Annotated in this window: 17 protein-coding genes; 8 read left to right on the top strand and 9 right to left on the bottom strand. The window is 39.7% G+C overall.

The annotated features are described in order from the left end of the window. Window positions 1–52 precede the first annotated feature (52 nt). Window positions 53–1,330 carry an O-acetylhomoserine aminocarboxypropyltransferase/cysteine synthase family protein gene (locus G626_RS0105800; protein WP_022931849.1) on the top strand — a complete coding sequence of 426 codons (1,278 nt, stop codon included), beginning with the start codon at window positions 53–55 and terminating at the stop codon, window positions 1,328–1,330. A 20-nt stretch (window positions 1,331–1,350) separates the two neighbouring features. On the opposite strand, the gene G626_RS0105795 is transcribed toward G626_RS0105800, so the two are convergent. From G626_RS0105795 to G626_RS0105775, 5 genes are all read right to left on the bottom strand, one after another. Continuing rightward, on the bottom strand, window positions 1,351–3,543 hold the full coding sequence (locus G626_RS0105795) for a UvrD-helicase domain-containing protein (protein WP_022931848.1): 2,193 nt from the start codon (window positions 3,541–3,543) through the stop codon (window positions 1,351–1,353). 62 nt (window positions 3,544–3,605) lie between these two features. Beyond that, window positions 3,606–3,902 carry a hypothetical protein gene (locus G626_RS0105790; RefSeq protein WP_022931847.1) on the bottom strand — a complete coding sequence of 99 codons (297 nt, stop codon included), beginning with the start codon at window positions 3,900–3,902 and terminating at the stop codon, window positions 3,606–3,608. 37 nt (window positions 3,903–3,939) lie between these two features. Beyond that, window positions 3,940–4,593 carry a sigma-70 family RNA polymerase sigma factor gene (locus G626_RS17320; RefSeq protein ID WP_022931846.1) on the bottom strand — a complete coding sequence of 218 codons (654 nt, stop codon included), beginning with the start codon at window positions 4,591–4,593 and terminating at the stop codon, window positions 3,940–3,942. A 98-nt stretch (window positions 4,594–4,691) separates the two neighbouring features. Then, window positions 4,692–5,276, bottom strand: coding sequence for an SEL1-like repeat protein (locus tag G626_RS0105780; RefSeq protein ID WP_022931845.1), 585 nt, complete (start codon window positions 5,274–5,276; stop codon window positions 4,692–4,694). A gap of 134 nt (window positions 5,277–5,410) precedes the next feature. Beyond that, window positions 5,411–6,091: an 8-oxoguanine DNA glycosylase OGG fold protein gene (locus G626_RS0105775; RefSeq protein WP_022931844.1), complete on the bottom strand. Its 681-nt coding sequence runs from the start codon at window positions 6,089–6,091 to the stop codon at window positions 5,411–5,413. A 101-nt stretch (window positions 6,092–6,192) separates the two neighbouring features. Between G626_RS0105775 and G626_RS0105770 the strand changes: the two genes are divergently transcribed. After that, the gene (locus tag G626_RS0105770; RefSeq protein ID WP_022931843.1) at window positions 6,193–7,728 is read left to right on the top strand and encodes a leucine-rich repeat domain-containing protein; all 1,536 of its coding nucleotides are present in this window, start codon (window positions 6,193–6,195) and stop codon (window positions 7,726–7,728) included. Between the two features lie 3 nt (window positions 7,729–7,731). Here the strand turns inward: G626_RS0105770 and G626_RS0105765 are convergent, their stop codons facing one another. From G626_RS0105765 to G626_RS17310, 4 genes are read right to left on the bottom strand one after another with little or no spacing between them, the layout of a single operon-like run. After that, on the bottom strand, window positions 7,732–9,285 hold the full coding sequence (locus G626_RS0105765) for a PcfJ domain-containing protein (RefSeq protein WP_022931842.1): 1,554 nt from the start codon (window positions 9,283–9,285) through the stop codon (window positions 7,732–7,734). A gap of 21 nt (window positions 9,286–9,306) precedes the next feature. Next, complete coding sequence (locus G626_RS0105760) at window positions 9,307–11,058, bottom strand: PcfJ domain-containing protein (RefSeq protein WP_022931841.1); 1,752 nt, start codon at window positions 11,056–11,058, stop codon at window positions 9,307–9,309. Between the two features lie 22 nt (window positions 11,059–11,080). Further along, on the bottom strand, window positions 11,081–11,842 hold the full coding sequence (locus G626_RS17315; protein WP_022931840.1) for a FliG C-terminal domain-containing protein: 762 nt from the start codon (window positions 11,840–11,842) through the stop codon (window positions 11,081–11,083). A 21-nt stretch (window positions 11,843–11,863) separates the two neighbouring features. Continuing rightward, window positions 11,864–14,026 (bottom strand): ATP-binding protein, encoded by a 2,163-nt coding sequence (locus G626_RS17310; RefSeq protein ID WP_022931839.1) that lies wholly within the window; start codon window positions 14,024–14,026, stop codon window positions 11,864–11,866. Between the two features lie 189 nt (window positions 14,027–14,215). Here G626_RS17310 and G626_RS15545 point away from each other — a divergent pair, with 189 nt between their 5' ends. The 6 genes from G626_RS15545 (at window position 14,216) to G626_RS0105720 (ending at window position 22,950) form a co-directional block, all read left to right on the top strand. Further along, window positions 14,216–15,421 (top strand): site-specific DNA-methyltransferase, encoded by a 1,206-nt coding sequence (locus G626_RS15545; RefSeq protein ID WP_022931838.1) that lies wholly within the window; start codon window positions 14,216–14,218, stop codon window positions 15,419–15,421. 196 nt (window positions 15,422–15,617) lie between these two features. After that, the gene (locus tag G626_RS0105740) at window positions 15,618–17,255 is read left to right on the top strand and encodes an extracellular solute-binding protein (RefSeq protein WP_022931837.1); all 1,638 of its coding nucleotides are present in this window, start codon (window positions 15,618–15,620) and stop codon (window positions 17,253–17,255) included. 80 nt (window positions 17,256–17,335) lie between these two features. Continuing rightward, on the top strand, window positions 17,336–18,133 hold the full coding sequence (locus G626_RS0105735) for a sugar-binding protein (RefSeq protein WP_022931836.1): 798 nt from the start codon (window positions 17,336–17,338) through the stop codon (window positions 18,131–18,133). After that, the gene (locus tag G626_RS0105730) at window positions 18,126–21,269 is read left to right on the top strand and encodes a glycoside hydrolase 5 family protein (RefSeq protein WP_022931835.1); all 3,144 of its coding nucleotides are present in this window, start codon (window positions 18,126–18,128) and stop codon (window positions 21,267–21,269) included. The genes G626_RS0105735 and G626_RS0105730 overlap by 8 nt, the downstream gene beginning before the upstream one ends. Window positions 21,270–21,333: 64 nt before the next feature. Next, window positions 21,334–22,149, top strand: a complete 816-nt coding sequence (locus G626_RS15540) for a glycoside hydrolase family 16 protein (RefSeq protein ID WP_196800461.1) — start codon at window positions 21,334–21,336, stop codon at window positions 22,147–22,149. A 168-nt stretch (window positions 22,150–22,317) separates the two neighbouring features. Then, a complete protein-coding gene (locus G626_RS0105720; RefSeq protein WP_022931833.1) occupies window positions 22,318–22,950 on the top strand; it encodes a hypothetical protein in 633 nt (210 codons plus the stop codon). Window positions 22,951–22,976: the final 26 nt, after the last annotated feature.

Genomic DNA, 22,976 nt, shown 5'->3' with positions numbered 1-22,976 from the left:
AGTTTTTTTCTATAGCTCCGCCAACAGTTTATTTTGAAAAAGAGGCGCAATTATGAAAATTGAAACAAAAGTTTTACACTCAGGCTACAAGCCGGAAAATGGTGGACCGGGAACAATTCCTATCGTTCAGAGTACTACTTACCGCTTTGACAGCTGCGACCATGTTGCAGCCCTTTTTGATAAGCCTACAGAGTTTATGTATTCACGTTTTGCAAACCCTACCTGCGACGCAGTTGAAAAGAAAATCGCAGACCTCGAGGGCGGCGTTGGTTGTATGCTCACAAGCAGTGGTCAGGCAGCTTCGCTTCTTTCCGTTTTGAATCTCTGCTGCGCCGGCGACAGCTTCATCGCTTCATCAAGCATTTACGGCGGAACAATCAACCTCTTTGGCTTCACTCTCAAAAAGCTTGGTATCGAATGTATCTGGGTTGATGTTGATGCAAGCTACGAAGAAATCTGCAAGGCAATCAAGCCAAACACAAAATGTATTTTTGGTGAGACAATCGCAAACCCTGCCCTCACAGTTTTCGATTTTGAAACCTGGGCTAAGGCCGCTCACGACAATAATCTTCCTCTTATCGTAGACAACACTTTTGCAACACCATATCTCTGCCGTCCTTTCGAGTGGGGCGCAGACGTTGTAGTTCATTCAACAACAAAATATATGGATGGTCACGCAGTTCAGGGCGGTGGAGCAATCATTGACTCAGGAAACTTCGACTGGGAAAAGGCTTATAAGGCTACCGGTAAGTTTGCTGATATGGTTGAACCTGATGAAAGCTACCACGGACTGCGCTATGTTGGAGACTTCGGCAAAGCTGCTTATATTGTTAAGGCCCGCACTCAGTTGATGCGCGATTTCGGCTGTTACCCTGCAGCTCAGAGTGCTTTCTATCTCAACCTCGGTCTGGAAACTCTTCCGGTTCGTATGGAACGTTACTGCGCTAATGCCCGCAAGGTTGCAGAGTTCTTCAAGACCAGTGACAAAATTGCCAAGGTGACATACCCTGGCATTCCGGGCGACAAGTACTACGAGCGCGCTCAGAAGTATCTTCCAAACGGAACCTGTGGTGTAATTTCCATCAGCATTAAGGGCGGCCGTGCGGCAGCTGTCCGCTTTATGGATGCCCTCAAGCTTGCCTGCGACGAAGTTCACGTTGCCGACATCCGCACCTGTGTTCTTCACCCGGCCAGCGCTACCCACCGCCAGCTCACCGACGAACAGCTCGTTGCAGCTGGAATCGACGGCGGTATGGTTCGCGTTTCAGTCGGCCTCGAAAATGTTGACGACATCATCGAAGACCTCAAAGGCGGCCTTGCTGCTATCTAAGCGTGGACTTGTGTTTTTACCTAGCTTAAGTCTCTGAATGGCGCAAAGCCCGAGTCTTTTACTGTGTAAATGTGCAGCATTTCCATTGCGCGCGTAAGACACACATAAACCATATTGTATTGCTGTTCATAGAAGGTTTCGCTGTCAAAGGCGGAACCTTCTTCCATTCCCTGAACACGATGATCAGCAAGCAGAAGAACAACAGGAAAATCCAATCCTTTACAGTTTTGCATTGTACAAAGACGGATTCCTTTTGTATCAGCAAAATCAAAATTACGTTCTCCAATCTGTACGGCCTTTATGCTAAGTTCTGCGTCGAGACGATTTTGAATCTTTTCAAGTTTTTTAGTTTGATTTGCAATTATGCAGATATTTTCCTCTTCATAATTTAGTGTGCCTAAAAGCATTTTTACCTGCTGTAAAATCTCACTTATTAACTCATCAGTATTTTTGCCGCATGTGTGTTCAACCGGTGGTCCTGGACGGAAGGCAAGGGGCTGTGTTGATTTATCCATATTCTTAAATTTTGCCCGATAGCTTTCTGCATAGGCATGAATCTGACTGGTATTTCTGAAATTTGTTTTTAAAATTTTTGTGCGTCCACGAATATCTATACCAGAAAGATTCCAGTTAAAGCCTTTTCGGTAAATTGACTGATCGCTGTCACCGGCAAGAAATACTCCGCGCTTTGTAGATTTTTTGATAAGCGCAAGAATGACTGGAGGTAAATCCTGAGCCTCATCTACAAAAGAGAACTCTGTACAAAAGTCTGCTGCGCAGGCAGTTTCCATTGCGTTGATAATTTTTTTTGCAGCAAAGTTTCGAGGCCACACATTAGAGTTCTCAAGTGTCTTCTCAGCCTTTTCAAGCGTATTCCACATTTCTTCACGCTCTGCTTTTTTTAACGGATTTCTCATGCCACTGCGGTCACAAACTTTCACAATATAATCATCTTTTGTTATGCAGTTCGCCCATATAAATTCCTGACATTCAACATACATGTCTTTAGCGGAAAAACTTTCACTGGCAAAAATAGTTTCAAATGATGGTTCAAAACCAAAAGCGAGCTCTTTTGAAGGAAAAAACTTTTTGAGCATTGAGTGCAAAAAAGAGTCTGCCGTTGTAATGGAATTTTCCGGTACTTCAGTCCCTAAAAGTCTTGTTACGTATTGATTATATTTAACAAGACTTTTTGTATAAGTAAGAAGCTTAAACTTTGAGGTTAACGGAGATGTAGCGTCTTCAAAATTGAACTCAGATTTAAGTTCATTTATTGCTTTTTCAAGCGTCTTCAAAAGCACGAAAGACTTCCCGGTTCCAGCTGCTCCTTTTACAAGGTTGTCGCTGTTCATAAAGATTTGTTCAAGCACCTCGTTTTGTTCTGGAGTAAGACGAATTACCGAAGATTCGTAGTCGTGCCGGGTTCTTGTATAAGCAGCAACCTTTTCAAGATAAGAAAGATATTCTTTTGTGGACGCATAATCCTTAAGTTGTAAAAGAATTTCATCCTTTTCTTTTTTGAGTTTCATAAACTGTTCATTGTTTTTTTTGCGCAATTCATCGAGTTTTTCATTTTTTCTGGAGAGACTTTTTTCACTTTCTGCAAGTTCAATTATCAAATAATTTTCATGTGCCTCAACAGTACGGAGCTTGTCCTGTAGCTCACTATAATCATTTGCTTTTTGAGCCAGATTTTCATTTTCTTTTTTGAGTTTTTCAATCTGCGCAATTGCCTTTGTAAGTTCCTCACTTTGATACGGACTGTGTGAATCCCAGTTTTGAAGTTCTTTCTGAAGCTCAGTTAAAGCCCGGAGCTCTCCCCATTTTTCTGCACGTGAAAAAGCAAGAAAACATTCAACTGTGGTCTGTGCATCTTCGGGAGATATTTCTGCAAACTTGTGGCGTACATCATTTGCAAGGTAATGATTTTTGTAAATCTTTTTCAGGATTTTGAAGAGAGCCCAGTCTTCATTTGAGAGAGTGCGTTTTTCTGCTCCTTTGTAAATCGGTTTTCCATGGTCAGTGTAAAAGTCAGAGGTATAGCGGTTAATGAGAACTCCAAAATCATTATCAGAATCATAATTATTTATTGCATATTTTTGCTTGAGGCAGCGCTCCATGAGAGAGTGCATTGCAAGTACAAAGAGTCCGAGGTCTGCATCACGGGCGCGAAGAATACGAGTCAAGTCAGTATCAAGATTTGTAATAGGCATAAAAAAATTATAATTGATTTTATTTATATGTGCAATTTTTTAGTTTCGCTACAAAGACCCTTCTAAAGAATCTCATCAAAGGTTTGAAGAGTAGAAAAGAAAAACTCTTTACAGCTCTCTTTTACAGGATAATCTGAGATTTCTTCTTTTAGCAGCTTTGCATTATCGAGCATTTTATATATTCCTGAAGGTTCTGAAATACAGGCATGTACAAGATCCATAACTTTATAAAGAAAGCTTTTGTCAAAATCTTCCGGTAATTCTGCATCTATTAAGAGAAAAGCTATGCTGAATGATATACACTGCATTGGAATTATTATTTCTTTGAATGATGGTATTTCTTCATTTCCGTTAGACATATTCGTTCCTCCTTTTTTTTCTTTGTGTTTTCATCTATTAGGCGCATAAATCATAAAAATCATGCAAACCATCCAACTCATTTTTTAACGTTGAAAGAGCTGCCTGTTCAAGTTGATGAATACGAGCTTTTGACAGTCCATAACTTTCAGCAATCTCGCTGAAAGCCTGCGGTTCTTTGTAATTCAGACCGTAGTGACGTGTGAGAATATCAGCCTCTTTTGACGACAGGCTTGTCAGCGCTTTTTTCATGTTTCCAATCATTTCATTATTTATGCATTCTTCTTCAACGGAATTTTTTGAATTATCACAGAGAGAAGAAAGAAATGCTTCTTCATCAAAATCAGGATCATTTTTGCGGTTGATAGGGCAGGCCGGATTTTTGAGAGACTTACCGGCTGCATCCATAATCTCTTTACGAATCCAGTTTTTTGCGTAGGTTATAATGCGAAAGCCTTTTTCAAAATCAAACTTATCTACGGCTTCAATCAGACCAATAAGTCCAATCTGAACTAAATCCTCGTCATCAAAATTGTAACCCTTAAAGCTTCTTGAATATTTAATTGCATAAGGAATGTTTGAAAGAACGAGAAGATTACGTGCTTTTGCATTTCCATTTGCAGCCTGAACTGCAAGTTCATATTCTTCCTCGCGGGAAAGAATGTTGAAGTGTGGATATTTAGACATAGACATAGAAACCTCCTGACATGTTGAATGTCGATTAAATGAGAATGTTTATTTTTGGTGAAAATAATTAATTAAGGGTGTTAATAATATATTTAACTTAACTCTCAAAATTGCGAAAAATTATTAAAATTTTTCAATTTTTTTTCATATTCTTCTTCCCAATATTTTACTTTTTCTTCATCGTAAATCGGGTTTGATGGATTTTTTGAGTCGTAAACCTGTGCAAGCCAATGGCACATCATTGCAACGGCATTTTGAGTACAGTCACAGCTTTCCTTTTTGCTTTCTTCTATTGCGTGTAGGGCAAGCTTTTCTGCGTTGAGAAAATCCTGGGCAGTCGGAAAATTTTCGCCGGCTTCAGAGTTACTTTTATCGTCCAAAGCAACTCTTATACATTCTCCCATCGCAAGCCAGATTTTTGCGTGAACACTACCAAGTTCTGCGGCCTTTGTAAAATATTCGCGGGCTTTTTTTTCGCTTTCTTCAGACATGTTGTCGATAAGGAGCTTTTTAGATTCATCCTGCGAGTCATAAAGCCCCAGACTGTAAAGAAATCCCAAAGTTTTAAGTGCAAAGATATTGCCTTTTTCACCCTCTTCATTGAGGTAAGCCAGATTTTTTTCGAAATTGATTCCCTGATCAATTTCCTCTGCAGCGAGCTCAAGCTTAGAAAGATTTTGTGTAGACATAGTGACTCCCCGGCATTTTATATGCCTGAAAAAATGAGAAATTAAATGTTTAGTAAGCCTATAAAAAGTGAATGTATTATTAATATAGGCTATTTTTTTGAAACGTAAAGTAAAAAAACAGTAATTTCAAACAATCAATCTAACTTAAAATGTAGATTTGTATAAAAAAGGAAGAATTCGATTTGTGCGTTGGTAACATTGTGTTCCTTGGAAAGATCATTAACTTTTTCCAGATAACTACAATAATCATCATAGTTTTGTTTCCATGAATGTCCTATATCAAATTCATCAATAGTGTTTTTATTTAACGATAAAAGAACCTGTCTGTCATAAATCAAACAAGGATTATCATTAATTGTAACCTGGAAGAAATACAGTATTTTTGAAAGGGTTGAAAAACCAAGTCCAGAAATGACAAGGAGCTCCTTAAAGTTTGTATCTTGATCTTCAGAGCCTTCTGGAATGTTCTTGTTTTTGTATTTATTTAATTTTTCTTTTATTATAGAGAGATTACAAAAAATATTTTTTGAGAGAGACCCCTGTCCGCCTGAAGGATAGCCCCACATTAATGTTTTTAATATTTTTTTCTCTAGATTTTGTTCATCAAAGATATCACTTCTAGAAATTAAGATTTCATCATTTTTAGAAAAAATGCTTTTCAGGTGTTTTAATATTTTCTCTTGATTATTGATGTCTTGAAATCTATCGTGTAAATGCTCGTCATCTTTCAGCCAGTTTTTCCTTTTGATTAATGAGATCTGTTTTTCAACAGGAATGTGTTTAATTAACTCAATGTGTTCTTTTATACTACTCATAACTTCACCTTATGTTTGATTATACATTAAGTTTTTAGAATGGCAAAAAAATTCTTTGATAAAACCAAATTTCACATTTATAATAAATTCAGAGGTGTAAAATGGCTAACGAAAAGAAAGTTCTTACAATCAAAAATAATATTCTTGAAAAATGTGCAAATTCAAAAAATGCAGTTGATATTGAAATTCCAGATGGAGTTACAGAAATTGCCAGAGAAGCTTTTGCTGGAAAATGCGCTAGTGGCTGTGCTTCTCTTTTAAGCGTTGTAGTTCCAGACAGTGTAAAAGCTATCAGACGCGGTGCCTTTGCATATTGCAGGAGCCTGCAAAAAGTTACACTTCCAAAAGAACTTGAAATACTCGAAGCTTATGTATTCGACAATTGTCGTGCTCTGGAAGAAATTGTTATTCCAGAAGGAATCTCAACAATAGAATACGATACCTTCAAATTTTGCTTAAAATTAAAAAAAATAACCCTTCCAAAATCATTGAAAGTCATTCAGGAAGGCGCCTTTAGTGAATGTCAGCTTTTATCTGAAATCAATTTTGCCGGTTCTAAAGAAGATTGGGAAAAGGTGGAAGGCAAGGAATATCTTCTTAATTCAGATGTAAAAGCATCCTCTGTTAAGTGTCAGGATGGAGAAGCAGAAGATCCTGAGTTCTTAATTGAAAATAATGTGCTTGTAAAGTTTATGCGGCCAAATCAAAAGCAAGTTGTTATTCCAGAAGGAATTACAGAAATAGGGGAAAGCGCTTTCCAGGGATTTAAGAATCTTGAAACAGTTGAAATTCCTGAATGTGTAAAAAAGATAGGTCGATTTGCTTTTGATGGTTGTTCCAGTTTGAAGAAAATAAATCTTCCGTCTGGAATTAAGAGTCTCGAATATTCTTTGTTTAACAATTGTGAATCCTTAAAAGAACTAACCATCCCGGAGGGTGTTACTGTAATAAAACAGCTTTCTCTTGCCCGTTGTGGTTTTAAGGAAATCAAACTTCCTGAAAATCTTAAAGAACTTGATTATGAAGTTTTCAGTGGAAACGAAAATCTTAAGTCAATTGAAATTCCTAAAGCTATTACAGAATTGAAGGCCAGGCTTTTTGAACACTGCAATGCACTTGAGACTGTTAGACTACCAGAAAAAATTACTGTAATAGGAGCTTGTTCTTTTGCCGGATGTCTTAAACTAAAGTCAATCAATATTCCTGATTCTGTAGAGAAAATAGGTAATGAAGCTTTCATTTATTGCAGGAAGCTTCAGAATATTACACTTCCAAAGAATCTTACGAGTATGAAATATCAGGTTTTTAGATTTTGCGAGTCTCTGGAATCAATAGAAATTCCAGGCACCCTTGAATCAGTTGACGGAAGTAACTTCTCGTACTGTGGATCACTCAAAAAAATTGTATTGAATGAAGGTGTAAAGAAAATTGATAAATTTGCTTTTAACCCTTGCCCTGCGCTAGAGTCAGTAAAGCTTCCTTCAACTATAGAATATATAGATCCTGCTGCTTTCTGTGATTCAGAACCACAGCAGGTAAAAGAACTGGAATCTCTTTCCGAAGCTTATCCTGTAAAGAATGGAAAGATAAAAAGCAAGTCTAATAAGGTTATGCTTACATTAGAAGCAATAAAATAGATTTTACCCGTGAGGTGCAACGTGTATCTGGCCGAAGGCGTGAGTTCTTTTGATATCTTTTTTGTCGCACCATTCGAAAAAGGCTTGAAGAGCGTCATCACAAAGCTGAGTGTTATGAGGGCCCAGTGCCTGCCTTATTGAAAAGTCCGGAGTTACCTCTATGCAGATGCGGTATTTGTTCTGGAACATTGCATAGACAATAGTTGCCCGCCTTTCCAGCACCGCATTCTTGTAACCCCAGCCAACGCAGTTGCTCATTGCGCTTCCAATTTGTTTGAGGGTATAACTATCCTTTGCTACATAAAAACAGAAGCGTTCTTTATCGGGCACTTCTTCCAGCTCTTTGGTAACCGGATTTTCCCGGAACTGACGACCGGCCTTATACTCCAGAGCCATAAATTCAGGCTCGATGGTAAAAGGAACATTTGCCTCAACCTTGTGGCTTGAACTTAATCCTTCAAGGTTCAGCTGCTCCTGTCGCCGGAGAAAAAAGTCATGAGTATATTGATTAAAGCCCTCACGCATTACTTCCTTTTTTTCCTGGTCGGTGAGATGAGGAGCACAAACAGAATACATATTGATTGCATCAGTAATGATTATTGGCGAGACTGTTTGATCTGCAAAAAAGCCCACGGTGCGCTCAATAGAATTCCACACGGTTTTTTGATTTGAAAGGGCAAGCATGTCGCGTACAAATTGCTTGAGCGGTTCCCGGATAAAGTAAGTAATCTGGCCGCCTGCAAAAGAAATCATAAAGTATTTTAGAAAAGCGTAAAAAGATGGAGCAGGGGACTTTTGAAGAAGATTTACATCGGTAAAGCCCATATCCTGAGCGGCCGCATAGCAGATTACGCTCTGAGGAAATTTCTGATAAAGCTTGCGAAGAGTTTTTGTCGGCTTAATGTCCATGCTGTCAAACATTTCGTTTTCTGCTGTCGGAGTGTTGCCCGAAGAAAGAGCCGCAAAATCCGGGTCGTAAGGATTCAAGCCCCAGTGCTGGGCAATGCGGTAAAAGTTGATGTTGAAGGGGCTGAGCATATAGCCCAGAATAACACTTAAGCCCCCGAGCTTTGAGGCAACCGTAGGGCAGATTCCAAACTCTTCCTTGTAGGCCGCTCCCATGTCGCTTAAGATTTCAGAAGTGATTTCCTTGCAGAGAACTCCGGTCAGATCTTCGCGCTCGAAAATCGGTGTTCCGTTTTTGAAAAGGCGCTTTCTTTTAGTGTTTACTTCGTAAATGTTTTCCAGCAGGCGTCTGTTTTTTGTTGAGACCGTCTGTGAATTAACCTTGATATACCAGTTGCCCTCTTTTTTGCTTACGGCATAATTATAATTAAAAACTGTGTCGTCTTGAGTAAAAGGGCCGGTGTAAAGTTTTCCGCAGGCGGTCTTCAGCACATTCTGTTGGAAGGCGGCAATCTTTTCCCACCTCTTGTGCTGGCGGCAGAAAACCGTTTTCTGCTTCAGGTTTATAATGGTAGGGAAAACAGAAAGCGATTCATCCTGGTGCGGCACAAAAGAGTTTTTTATAATGTCATATCCCCAGTAGCGATTCATCTTGTCTTTTAGTCCCGTTTACTATGAATAATTATGCTGTGTGAGAGCATGACCTTCATGCCATTTCTGAAGAATCCTTTCTTCTTCTTCATCAGGACAGTCATTTCTGTCTACACGTTCCTGGAAAATTTCTTTTCCCCGAACTTCAATGCAGATTTTATACTTATCATTTTTTGTGACATAAATAATCGTGCATACCTTCTTTGAAATCTGGTCGGCATAAGAGGCAACACAATTGTGAAGACTGGTTCCGATTTCGCAGAGTTGATTAGAGTTTCGTGGCAGGCGGAAGGAATATCCGTCAATATCATCTTCAAGTTTTCTCTCTTCTTCTGAATATTTAAAGGTGATTTTTTTACTTGTCAGCCGATAACTCAAATTTGAAAGTGCATCATGATTAAATTGAGTAAAGCCGTCTTTAAGAATATCTTTCTTTAGTTGCTTTGGTATATGACGGAAATATTTATGAAACATAGTAAAAGCATCATTCCTGTCTAGGAAAGTAAAATCATTGTCATCAAGTTTTTCCTGATCAATCAGCTTTAACAACAGGTTCAGAGCTGCAATTTCTCCGCGACGTTTAATGCAATATCTTGAAAAGAAAATAAAGGCCTCTCGTGGTAAATCATTTATAAAATTGTAGTTTTTAGAATCTTGAATAACCTTGTTGTAAAGATTTACATCTCTAAAACCTGCAGCGTGAAGCCTTATATAGGTAAACAGGATAAGAGGGGCTTCAGAATATACTTTTCGTAGAACTCTGTAACCATTTATATGATTCTTCCGCAGAAATTTATTGAGAACCTCTGTGTCTGTTCGTTCATATTTAAAGCGGATATTTAAGGAATCAAATTCCTTGTTTTTAAGAACTACGAAAAGTTTAGGTTCGCAGGGAAGCATTGTGAGATAATACATTTCTGTGAGATAACGAGGAGTTTTATTGTCCAGGGACATATCGCTGACTGTAGGTGTAGTTTCAAGTCCTGTGTAAATTTTTGCCAGTCTGCAAAGCTCCTGATAAGCCTCTTTTAGTACAGCTGTAGGATAAGCCGACAGTTCAAGGTCTCTCAGTATGTTCATAAGATTGCAATGTCTCGCAAAAGAGGGATTATCACTGTAATACTTATAATAAGTATCTTCTGGATTTATAAAGTTCTCAGAGAAGATGCCATTTTTCATATCATAAAAAAAAGTTTCACGGCTTGTTTCTGAAGGTGGAGGCAGGGCGTCGGAATAACAGGGGAAGGTGACAAAACTTTTTTCTGGATTGTTCCACTGGGCTTTCCAGTCTGTCAATTCTTTGCGCTTAAACTTTATGAAGGACAGCGTTAGTGTCAGTTTCTCTATATCTGTAATTATTTCTGCGGCGATATAATCCTTACTGATTTTGTTGTTGTCTTTATAATATTTTGAATTTATAAAATATCGGCTCTGTTCTCTTTTCCAGTCATAATAATCTTTCATTTCACAAGGAGATAAATCTTCAAAATCTATATTCCTATTTTTATCAAAAATAGAATTTCCCACAAAATAAGGTTTTACAGGATTATATGGAAATTCTACAAACTCTTCCGGAATCTGGCTTTCAGTTGAGGAAGGCATTTCTTCTGATTTTTCCCAGATTCTTTTTTCATTATTAAAAACAATTGTGTCCGGAATATAATTATTTTTGAGACGTATTGGAATAATCTGCTTTTCTGTTTTGCTGGAAACAAAATCTGCTGTTCCAAACTGACGATAGAAATATTTTTTTTCGAGCTTAGGATCAATCATAAAATCTAAAACCTCTGATAAACTAATTAATAAAACGGCTACCAATATCTGAAAAAGAGTCCCTTGAAATATAGATTTCGCCTTTTTCTTCCAGGCTTTCCAGTATTTCAATAAGCTCCTTTTGTGTTTCTATAATATCAGCCTGATTTATTACCTCCCCAACAAACTCCATGTCTTCACGAAGCAGGGTAGCGGCATGGTAGCTCATGTTCTGGAATACCTTTTCTCGTATTTCGTTATCAAGGCCTTTAAGTGCTATTGCCAGATCCATCTGGTCTACTTCGCGCAGCCATTTTTGAATTGCCCTGTCATCAAGAAATAAGAGAATAGATAAATCTGTTGCATAATAATCTACATTCATTGCAAGAATAGGATTTATTGTATAAAAGTCTACAAGTTCTTCTTTTGTCTGTTTGCATGGCAATATCGAATTGTTCATTACTTCAGCTGCACAAGCTTTTGCATAAAATCCTGAACGCTTAAGAACTGTTCCTGCCGCACTTAAAACACCTGGCTCAATATTAGTTTTTTCACTGTCTGCATCGAATAAGCTTTTCACGTTTTGACGAATTGCTTCCGGCAGCTTTGCGAGCGCTTCTTCTCGACGCTGGTCCGGCAGGTAGACAAGTAGCTTGGCTAGAAAGACCATGTAGCCGGTATCAAAAAACTCTTCTATTATTCCAAATGATTTTTCACATGCTGCTTCAAGCTGCTTTCTGAATTTTAAAACAGTGTTATTGGAATCTTTATCATTGTTTATAACTTTGCTTGCTGTCTTTTTCACGAGCCTGCTCCTTGCGTTTTGTTATGAAAAACAGAAGCCTACACGGCACTCGTTTTCTTCTTTGTCCAGCCGCTCGTTTTCGCAGAGTTCAGCGATTTCGTCATAAGAAGGAAGTGTCCCTTTTATGATTTCTGTCATTTCACATTTTCGCACAATATTGTCAATTTCGCCACCGGAAAAATCAAAGCGGTCAGCGAGTTTCTCAAGGTCAGAATCGCAAAGCTCAGGCAGCTTGCTTCCCCAGATTTTTTTGCGGGCTTCAAGACTTGGTTTTTCGTATTCAACCTTAAAAAGGAAGCGTCGTTCAAAGGCCTTGTCCATATTGTTGCAGAGGTTAGTTGTTGCAAAAATAATTCCATCCAGTTTTTCCATTTCTTCCAGAAGAATATTCTGAATGGCATTTTCTGTCTGTGCACAGTTTCCCTGGGTAACATCCTTGCGTTTAGAAATCAGTGCATCAGCTTCGTTGAACAAAAGAATCGGTGTGTTTTCGAGGTGACGTTCCGAATCCTGGCAGAGCTTTCTGTAATTAGTAAAAATCTTCTTTACGATTTTTTCGCTCTCTCCAAACCACATTGATTTTGATTCAGAAATATCAACATGAAGAATTTTTCTGTTTGTCTTTTTTGCAAGCTGATAAACCGTTTCAGTCTTTCCGGTTCCTGGTGCGCCATAAAGAAGCACAGCAACGCCTTTTGAAAGACCCTTTTTTTCAAGACGCTTCTGCATGGCAACAAGATTTTTCTGCGAAAGGCTTTCCTCCAGCATATCAATCTGCTTCTGTACCTTTTCAGAGTAAAAAAGCTGCTTTTCTTTCAGCTTTTCCGGCTCAAGAATATTCTTGTTGCAAATCGGCTTCTTTTTATACAAATCCGCATTCTTGCCGTAAATCAATTCAATAGTACGGTCGCTGAGTGTAACTGTTGTTCTTTCTACAACGTCATTTTTTTCAATTTCGATAAAGCCGTTGGTGCTTAAAGCATCTTTTTCATCTAGCATTTTACGAAGATTTGTAAAGTATGCATTAGTTTTTGCATATAAGTCACTTAGAGTAGAACAGAGACAGGATTCATTACCATCAAGAAAGTCCTTTGTACAGTCATAAAGAAAAAATCTGTCCTGAGCCTCAAGCTTAGTTTTCAGAATTTTCTTAAAGAAAGGCAGCTCTGCAAACTTTTCTTCCAGCGAAGACAGTTCACGCTTTTTTAAAAGATGCGACATCCGCTTTTCGTAGGTCATTGCAAATTCATGGAGAGCATCAATTGTAATTTCCAGATTAGATTTTTGATCTTCTTCTTCTGCATATTTTTCTGCCTGACTTCCAAAGAGCTTCTTCACTCCTTCATAACTTAATTTTAAAATACTTGCATAGCAGTCACGGCGTCTGTAATCATTAGAAATCTGTTCAAAAGATGTTTTTATAAGATTTTTTTCATAAAGAACATCAGTCTTCTCTCTTAATCGTTTTGCACGGGTATATTTTACAAACATTCCGATAATATCCGAGAAAAAGTCAGAATCTTCATCCATAAGATTTTTTCCGCAGATACAAAGAGAACTGAGCAGATAAAGAATAATGCGTGATTCCTGATCTTCCGGAAATTCCTTTTTGATATTGACCATAATTTCATCCTGGTCATACTTTCGTTCATAAGTTGCGATGGTTCTGTAAAAATCTTCATCAACACAGGAGTTTCTTAAACAGTTCTTAAAGAGATTGAAGAAATTCATAAAGATTTTGTCGGTGGTATCTTTGCTTTCTTCAATCTGAATAATTGGAGTGCCTTCGACAATGCTTTCTACAACCGGTTCTGTAACTTCGTAGCCTGAATTTCTGTCATTTCTGCGTGCAAGACGTGAGTCTGATTTTTTCTGTTCAATCAGGAATTTTTTCTGAAGCAGACTGAAATTCTGACTATAAATCAATATGCTGATATGAGGGATTTCAAGAAAATCTGCAATTTCCGCAAGAGAGGAGGCAGAAGACTCCTGCATTTGAAGATAAAAAATTACTGTAAAGAAAACAGCAGAGGTTTCGTCAACATTAAGATAATTAGCGAGATGTTCAAGATTTTCTTTTTCTTCTTTAAGAAACTCTTCTTCCAGCTTACAGCCCTGGAGTTTTTCTGAAAGGTCTATAATAATCTGTAAAATTGATTTTTCTTTTGTGTTTACGTTGGCCATTTATGTCTCCTTAGTACAGAATAATATATGGTCTTTTTTTCAAAAGTTTAGTTTTTCTGCATTATTGATATTCAGGTCCAGTGATTTTCGGCTGACTTGTCATTGTCGGGCTGTCATTGTGGGACTGTCATTATCGAGCTGTCATTGTCGGGCTTGACCCGACAATCTTTGAAATCATATAATTAACGCATGCCTTTACAACTTTCCTGGACAGACTACCCGGAGCCCGCCGATTCGCCGGATTTTTTTAATGCCGCTGCATTTGAGCCCCGGTTCCCAAAAGATTTTGAACACCTTTTAATAAAGGGGGATAACTATCCTGTTCTTAAGCTTCTTTCCGCAGGCAGGGCAGATTCTCGAGCTTTTAAAGACTGTCCGGATTTAACAGAGGCTGTTGATATCATTTACATCGACCCGCCCTACAACACCGGCAACGACTTTACCTATAACGATAACTTTACCGCCCGCGACGCCCATGGCGCCACAGACCGCCACAGCCAGTGGCTCAGTTTTATGCAGCGCCGCCTCTCAGCGGCCCGCCCCCTGCTCAAGCCAACCGGCTGCATCTTCATAGCAATAGACCAGAGCGAGCTTTACACACTTAAGCTCCTTTGCGACCAGATTTTCGGTGAAGAAAACTTTGTAAACGACTTTATGTGGCTGCACGGTAAAGGTAAAAAAGACACCTGGTCACGCACCCTCCAGCAGCACACCCTCTGTTACGCCCGCGATAAAAAAAATCTGAAAGCCTTCCGCGAAGTACAAAGTACAGACTGGGCCACCACGAATGCCGACAATGACCCGCGCGGAAACTGGTTTTCGGGCAGTATATCTTTTACAGAAAAGCGCTCAAATCCAAATCATAAAAATTATTACACAATAACTTCTCCGAGCGGCAAGGTCTGGACCCGCCAGTGGCAGACAGACGAAGCTCATATGAAGGAGCTTATTGCCGACAATCGCATCTTCTGGGGCCAGGCACCCGCTTACGACAAGGTTCCACGTGTAAAAATCTTCAACGACCAGCAGTCAGAAGTTATTCCCCGCAACATCATAGAACCGCTCGAAACAACCCGTGCCGCCCAGCACCACCTGGACGAGCTTCTGGGCAGTCCACACGCCTTCGATAACCCAAAGCCTGTTAGTCTTATCAAACATTTAATCGAAATTACCTGCCAGCCTTCCGACGCCCTTATCCTCGATTTCTTCGCTGGCAGCGGAACAACCTTCGAAGCAGTCTGTCAACTCAACGCAAAAGACGCCGGCCACCGCCGCACAATTCTTGTTCAAAAGGACGAAAACGGCATTTTTGAGCTTTGTAAAAAACGCTGCAAAAAAGTTGCCGACATCTTAAATCACCCCGAATGGACCCCATATATAGTGGAATTTACCTAAATTTTCCCCAAATTTATCTAATTTTAACAAACTAACGTTAGTTAGTAGATTGTATTTTCCTCTTCAACCGAAAAAAATACCCCTTATATGAAATTTTTCAGACTTTCGTTATAAATCCATCACTACTATACTTCAGACTGAAATAAAGAGAGTCTGGGCTAACAGGCTCAATCAAATTTTATATTAGGAGTATGGTATGAGAAAAACTAAACTCATCGCATTTGCAATGGTTCTTGCAGTAATTCTTTCTTCAACATATGCAAAGCCAAAAAAACAAACAAAATCAAAAGGAACTGTACCGGGAACTGCTAAAACAGCAGGCTGGACTCTCAACACAGACAAGCCTATTAAGTTAGACTGGTACATCAACTTCAGCTGGTTCGCTCGTCACTGGGGCGATTCTATGGTTTCAAAGTACATCACAGACAAAACTGGTGTAGACATCAACTTCATCGTTCCTGCTGGAAATGAATCTGAAAAATTAAACTCAATGATTGCAGGCGACGCACTTCCAGATTTAATTACAATCGGATGGTGGGAAGGTCAGGTTCCAATGATGATTGATGCAGGTCTCGTTGAACCTCTCGATGAACTTGCAAAAAAATACGACCCATATTTCTTCAAGGTTGCTAATCCGGATAAACTCGGCTGGTACCGCCAGGAAGACGGTCACGTATACGGATATCCAAACGCATCTTATACACCAACAGACTATGCTAACTACAAAGGTAAATTAACTTCAAACGAAACTTTCCTCGTTCGCAAAGATATGTGGGAAGCTATCGGTAAGCCAAATATGTCAACTCCAGAAGGATTCTTAAAGGCACTCCGCGCTGCAAAGGCTAAGTTCCCTACAGTAAACGGCCAGCCACTTATTCCTTTCACAACAAATGAATTTGGTGATACAGGTTGTTCACAGCTTCAGGGCTATCTTGCTCACTTCCTCGCAATTCCTCCAGAGAAGGACGGCAAGTTTGTAAATGCAGACCTCGGCCTTACTGATGATCCTGAGTATATCCGCTGGATGAAGACACTCCGCCAGGCTCATTCAGAAGGCTTGATTCCAACTGATATGTTCGTAGACAAGAGAAGCCAGATTGAAGAGAAAGCAGCACAGGGACGTTACTTCTGTATGCTCTATCAGAACTGGGATATGCAGGCTGCTCAGCACGCACTTTATGCTCGTGATCCAAACTCAGTTTACATTGCAGTAGACGGTCCAAAGAACAGCCGCGGTGATGACCCAACTCTCGCAGGAGGCGGAATTGCAGGCTGGACAGTTACTCTGATTTCTAAGAACTGTAAAGACAAGGCTCGTGCAATTCAGTTCCTTTCTTACCTCATCTCAGATGAAGGACAGATGGATACAAACTTCGGTATCGAAGGCAAAACATACACAATGAAGAACGGTATTCCTGAACTTACTCCAGAAATGAAGAAGCTTGATTCAACAGACAAGAACAAACAGGAAACTGATGTAGGAATTATGTATACATACTGGATGCTTATGGATACAGCATGGCAGGCACAGTGGGGAACAGAATATGCTCCTTCACTTGGACAGCCACAGCTCTGGACACGTCCTTATGTAAAATCATTTGCAGCATACGACGGACTTACACTTCCTGTTGGTTCAGAAGAGCAGCTGATTTATGAAGACATCCAGCGCCGCTGGGGTAAGGTCCTTCCACAGTTGATTCGTGCGAAAACAGAAGCTGAGTTTGATCAGATTGTACGCGACTACAACAAGTACAAGAAAGACAAGGGCATCGACAAGGTAATTGCAGCTCAGTCTAAGCTGATGCAGGCAAATAAAGAAAAACTGGGAATGTAAAAAAAACACTGCCGTTCGCTGCATTCGCCGTGAACGGCATACCCAATCGGAGAGAGATAAAAAAATCAGGAAGGTAAAAAATGAAAAAGCAGATTTTTCTTTGCGCCGGACTTTTGACAGGAGCAATGGTACTTCTTTCATCATGTCTTACAATTCACGCAAAAAAAATTGTTGAAGCTCCTTATCTCCCTCCGGAAGAAGCATATGCAGATGCTGGTGAACAGGAAAAGAACTTCAAAGTTTATTATTCAGGCTCAAAATCTCCTGTAATCGATGGAGAATTTAATGAGTGGGAAGGGCTGGATGGAATCCACGTACGCCGCATGGTTTACGGTGGAATGTTCAATCCGGAAAATACAGACGGACTTTTTAAGGTTCGAGCAGACGATTCTTTCCTCTATATTTTTGCAGATATTAATGATGACCAGCCACAGGAAAATAAATTTCCTGCTCCACAGGCCTGGCGCGATGACTCTATCGAATTCTTCTTTGGTACAGATACAAGTTATCACACTTTCTATAAATCAACAGATCATCGTGTAAGAATTGTACCACAGAGCAAATCAAATAAAGTAGCTTACGATGTAAGTGTAAACGACGTTTCAATGAGCGGAAGCATTAAGGCTGCCGTTGTTTACAGCGAACATGGTTACAAAATCGAAGCTGCAGTTCCTTTCTCACTTATGAGCATTAAGAAACTCAAGCCAAAGCAGAAGGTACGCGGCGACTTCCAGATTAACGATGCAGACGAAGGAAAAGAACGTGCCCGCCTTATCCACTGGAACAGTGCTAGGGATAATACTTACGTAGACGCAAGTTCATGGGGCGACGGAGTTGTAGTAGATCTTGATGCAGAACTGGAGGCAGATGATGAATAAAAAACGTATAGCTGTATTTACAGCAATCCTTGCTTTTATTAATCTTTCAATTTTCGCTCAGTTCATCAATGTAAAAAAAGATGCAAACGGCTGGCGCCTTATGGATGGCCGCAAGGAAATTGAAGTAAAAGGAATCGTATGGTCTTACACACCAATTGGTGAAACTCATACTTATGATTTGTGGTCAAAGAGCGACGAATACATTGAACGCATGATTGATACAGATATGCCAATGCTTAAAGCAATGGGCGTAAACGCAATCCGCTGCTTTAGTGATATTCCTCCAAAATGGGTAGAGTACATTTACACAAAATATGGAATCTACACAATCGTAAATAATCTGCTTGGCCGCTACGGTGTTACAGTAAACGGCACCTGGTATGCAAACACAGATTATTCAGACCAGTACACCCGCGAAACTCTTGTTGCCATGGCAGAAGAGACAGCAGAAAAATACCGTGCAGTAAACGGTGTGCTTATGTACATGTTCGGTAACGAAAGTAACTACGGACTTGTATGGTCTGGTTCAGAAATTGAAAACCTCCCTGTAGGTGAACAGAACACAGTAAAAGCAGGCTACCTCTACAGCCTTCTCGAAGAAGCAATGGCAGCCTGTAAAGAAATCGACCCATTCCACCCTGTTGGAATTGTAAACGGTGATACTCAGTATCTCGAGCTGATTAAGGAGCTTTGTCCTTCTCTCGATATTCTTGGTGTAAACGCTTATCGTGGTTTCCGCTTCTATGATTCTTTCTATGAGAATGTTGCAGAGGTTCTCGACAAGCCTCTTATGTTTACAGAAGCAGGTGCAGATGCCTATAACGAAATTACTCATCAGGAAGACCAGTATGCTCAGATGGTTTATCTTATGAGCCAGTGGAAAGAAATCTACCAGCAGGGCTACGGCAAGGGCCGCTCTCAGAATGTAATTGGTGGATTCGTTTTTGAATGGATTGATGAATGGTGGAAGCATTATCAGAACAAAGATCTTGAGCTTCATAATGATACAGGTACCTGGTCAAACTCTGGTTACGAGCTCGACTACCGTGATGGCCTCAACAACATGGATGAGGAATGGTTCGGTATCTGTGCTCAGAGTAAGTTGACAGACCGCGGAATCAATAAGCGCATTCCTCGTGCAGCATATTATCTTCTTCAGGATATCTGGAAGCTTTCTCTCTACAAGTCTACAGAAGCTGATATTGATAAGACCTTTGCGTCACTCGACACAGCAATGTACCTTGCAAACGGAAATGAAAAATCAATCAAAGAAATGATTAATGAAAATAATATCATTAAGATTGATACCCTTAGTGCAAATGTACAGACAACAACACCTCTTTATGCAAACAGAATGATGGGTGCTCTTAAAAAGAGACGTGGTACAAAAGACGCTTTTGAATACATCAATGAAAAAGATGAAAATCAGAAAACAAGTGTAAGTGCAGAAGCTACTCTTGGTCTTACAGTAAAGCCGGTAGAAAATCTTTCGGGCTCTGTAGTATTAAAAGCCTGGACAGATGCACCTCAGACAAATCTTGGTGATGAATATGCCTCATATTACAAGAAGGGGCCTGATTCTGCAGATGTTGCTCCAGAGCGGGAACTTAAGTATGTAGACCTCTATTCTGCATCAATGAATTACACTGGAAATCTTTTTGATGTAAACGGCTACTACCATGTTGGTCACGCAAGCTTTGAAAATACAGGTGATGTATTCAATATCTCAAAAGAAGCATTTGATATTATCGGTTACGACACATACGGTTCAAAAGGACCTGTTGCCGTAGAATTTGTTGGTAAAGGACTCTTGCAGGGACTTTCAGTAATCGGTGGACCGGAAATCTGGGGAAGTGCAAAACCTCAGGTTCAGGCAAATTACTTCCGCTGGTTCCCTACAGTTTCTGCCTATGTTCCGGATTTTACAATCGGCGTAGTTTATGCAGAAGAGTTTGGTGCAAGATCAGATGTTACTCTTGATCCTTATAATGCATACGGAGCCGGAAGAAAACTTTCTGTTTATGCAGATGCCTTTATTGATCCATGGGCAACAATGAAAATCGGTGTGCTTCATGCAGGTAACGAAAAGGTAGGTGCAAAGTATACAACTTCAGACGGTCAGCTTGCAAAGATTAATTATGCAGATACACTTGGTGCTTACCTTCAGCTTGGTACAAATATGTTCCAGCACATGTACATTTACGGTAACGCAATTTACCGCGGTCTTGTAGCAGATACAAATCCGGCTGCAGTTCGCGGAAGTTTCTTTACTGCAGATTCAGGAGCAGGAAACAGATTTGAAGCTCAGCTTGGAGTAGATGCAAGTTATGGAGATTTTGTATTCAAGCCGGTTATTCGCGCCCGTGTTCCGCTTCAGCAGCCAAATGGACGAGACCTTCTTACAGGTTCACCATTTGCAGTAGGACTTGGAAACCGTCAGGCAATTGAAATTGAAGCAGTTCTTACTTACGACCCTGAAGGAGCAACCTGGTTCCACGAATGGAATAGTGATGATATTGAAGGTGCAAAAATTGCCTTCTCTCTTACAGGTATGTATACAATCTACGCCGGTAAAACAGATAACCTTCCGTTCAAGAGTAATACATGGACATCTGTAACAAAGCCAAACGGTGTAGAACTCAGTAACTATATCTGGTACGACGGTGGTGCTCTTCCTGCACAGAAAAACCTCTGGCAGCTTGGTGCAAGACTTGTTACAAATCCTATTCCAGGCTTGCGCATTATTGCAACAGCTGATGGTGGATGTCTTGGAGCAACAACAGGAGCTTATGAAGGAGCCGGTACACCAGAGCTTATTACCTTTGTAAATGCAGGACTCGCTGTCCGCTACAATCACTGGATAGGCTCAACTAACTGGTCATTCAATACATGGGGACCGGAAACCTGGTGGCGCAACTTCAACCAGACCTTCCCGCTCCAGTTCAGTTTTGATATTGCCTACGGCTTTGACCAGGCACCATCTTTCCTTGAACCAACAAACAGAATCGGTGTAAAGGTAAGTGGCCGCAAGTTCGGTCAGTACAGCTCAGACCCATACGGTGCATTGCCAAAGGGTTCTGTAATGAACGGTTCTACTTATGTAGAAATCACAAGTTACTTAAATATAGGATTATAAGTTTATGAAAAAGCAGCTTTCTTTAAAATTAAGATTGCTGCTCCTTTCAGGAGTAGCAGTATTTATGACTACATCATGTATGTTTATGCCGCCTAAAGATACAAAAGAAACAATTAAAACTGAAGCTGAAGAAGCAGAAGATGGTACAACAATTTACAAAAAAGATGGTCTCACCTGTGTATGGCATGATGAGTTTGATTATGAAGGGGTTCCTGATACTACAAAGTGGAAGTATCAGACTGGCCATGGAAATGATGGCTGGGGTAATCAGGAACTTCAGAACTATACAGATAATACTACAACTGCAGATACTGCTGTTGTAGAAGAAGGCGTACTTAAAATTAAAGCAAAATATGAAAACGGCGAATGGAAAAGTGCACGCTTAAATTCTAAGGAATCATGGAAATATGGTTTCATAGAAGCTCGCCTTAAAATTACAGACCGTAAGGGTGCATGGCCTGCATTCTGGATGATGCCTGATGGAAGAGCTGATTGGCCTGATTGTGGTGAAATTGACATTATGGAGAATGCTCCAGCAATTGAAAATTGTGATCATAGAGTTTTCAGTAGTCTTCATGCACGAGGTCATTTTGCAGCTAATCCAAAAAGTATTGGTGGGAAGACTTATGATGAAAATCTCTCATCTGAATGGCATACATTTGGAATTAAGTGGACCGAGCAGGAAATCACTTGTTACTACGATGATGTTGCAGTGGGAGGCTATGAGAATAATGGGACAATTGAAGACTGGCCATATGATCAAAAATTTTACATTATCTTAAATCTTGCAATCGGCGGACAACTTGGTGGAACAGGCTTTGCACCAAGTTTAGGTGGTAATGCAGAATTCTTAATCGACTACGTACGCGTTTATCAATAATGTTTGTTAGTTATAACAAACATTATTTTTTACAAACTTTGTGCAGCCCAGAAAAAAAAGTCCGAAACAGAAAAAATAACACTTTTCTGAAAATTATCGGACTTTTAATTTTACAATTTCAATATGAGAATGTAATTGTGAAAGAGTAAAAAAAACAGGAGGCTTTTTATGAAAAAAAGTTTAAAACTTTTGGCAGCATTAGGAATGCTTTCCATGCTGATTTCGGTTGTTGCATGCGATATGCCAACAGAGGAACAACTCCTTGGTGCAACAACAAAAGAAGGTGAAGATGCAGGTGCTTCTTCCGGAGAATCTTCAAATTCTTCTGGAAGTAATTCTTCAAGTCCAATCTGGTCTACGTTTGAGGGCGCAGATATGCAGATTTGGGTTGACACAGCAACTCTTACACCAACTGCAGACTGTCTTGAAATTAAAGTAAAAAACTCTGAATGGTGGGGTATGTGTTTCTGTAATAAAGCAGATGTAGGCGCTGATGAAGGTGCTGTGACATTTAATATGACAGGTATAAAAACAATTACTTTTGATGCAAAAGCTTCTTCACCTGTAACAATTTGGGTTTCTCAGAGTGATGCTAATGCTGAAAAGCAGAATGTTAAAAACGTAAGTCTTACTACAACTTTTGAAACAAAAACATATACATTGCAGAATCCTGGAAACAGAGATTACGGTGTACTTGATATTGGTGGAGATAATAATCCATTCGGAACAATTATTTCAATCAAAAATATCAAGTTCTTAGATGAAGCTGGTAATGAAACAGTACCATCAAGAAACGAATAAAAAATAAAAAAACATACAGGAGCAAA

The organism is Treponema bryantii NK4A124 (assembly GCF_000421345.1).
GTDB lineage: Bacteria > Spirochaetota > Spirochaetia > Treponematales > Treponemataceae > Treponema_D > Treponema_D bryantii_B.
The sequence above is the reverse complement of the archived record's forward strand: the minus strand, read 5'-3'. Positions and strand labels throughout refer to the sequence as shown.

Coding starts and splice junctions, on each gene's coding strand:
- G626_RS0105800 (WP_022931849.1), top strand. CDS start 53: ATGAAAATTGAAACAAAAGTTTTACACTCAGGCTACAAGCCGGAAAAT.
- G626_RS0105795 (WP_022931848.1), bottom strand. CDS start 3,543: ATGCCTATTACAAATCTTGATACTGACTTGACTCGTATTCTTCGCGCC.
- G626_RS0105790 (WP_022931847.1), bottom strand. CDS start 3,902: ATGTCTAACGGAAATGAAGAAATACCATCATTCAAAGAAATAATAATT.
- G626_RS17320 (WP_022931846.1), bottom strand. CDS start 4,593: ATGTCTATGTCTAAATATCCACACTTCAACATTCTTTCCCGCGAGGAA.
- G626_RS0105780 (WP_022931845.1), bottom strand. CDS start 5,276: ATGTCTACACAAAATCTTTCTAAGCTTGAGCTCGCTGCAGAGGAAATT.
- G626_RS0105775 (WP_022931844.1), bottom strand. CDS start 6,091: ATGAGTAGTATAAAAGAACACATTGAGTTAATTAAACACATTCCTGTT.
- G626_RS0105770 (WP_022931843.1), top strand. CDS start 6,193: ATGGCTAACGAAAAGAAAGTTCTTACAATCAAAAATAATATTCTTGAA.
- G626_RS0105765 (WP_022931842.1), bottom strand. CDS start 9,285: ATGAATCGCTACTGGGGATATGACATTATAAAAAACTCTTTTGTGCCG.
- G626_RS0105760 (WP_022931841.1), bottom strand. CDS start 11,058: ATGATTGATCCTAAGCTCGAAAAAAAATATTTCTATCGTCAGTTTGGA.
- G626_RS17310 (WP_022931839.1), bottom strand. CDS start 14,026: ATGGCCAACGTAAACACAAAAGAAAAATCAATTTTACAGATTATTATA.
- G626_RS15545 (WP_022931838.1), top strand. CDS start 14,216: ATGCCTTTACAACTTTCCTGGACAGACTACCCGGAGCCCGCCGATTCG.
- G626_RS0105740 (WP_022931837.1), top strand. CDS start 15,618: ATGAGAAAAACTAAACTCATCGCATTTGCAATGGTTCTTGCAGTAATT.
- G626_RS0105735 (WP_022931836.1), top strand. CDS start 17,336: ATGAAAAAGCAGATTTTTCTTTGCGCCGGACTTTTGACAGGAGCAATG.
- G626_RS0105730 (WP_022931835.1), top strand. CDS start 18,126: ATGAATAAAAAACGTATAGCTGTATTTACAGCAATCCTTGCTTTTATT.
- G626_RS15540 (WP_196800461.1), top strand. CDS start 21,334: ATGACTACATCATGTATGTTTATGCCGCCTAAAGATACAAAAGAAACA.
- G626_RS0105720 (WP_022931833.1), top strand. CDS start 22,318: ATGAAAAAAAGTTTAAAACTTTTGGCAGCATTAGGAATGCTTTCCATG.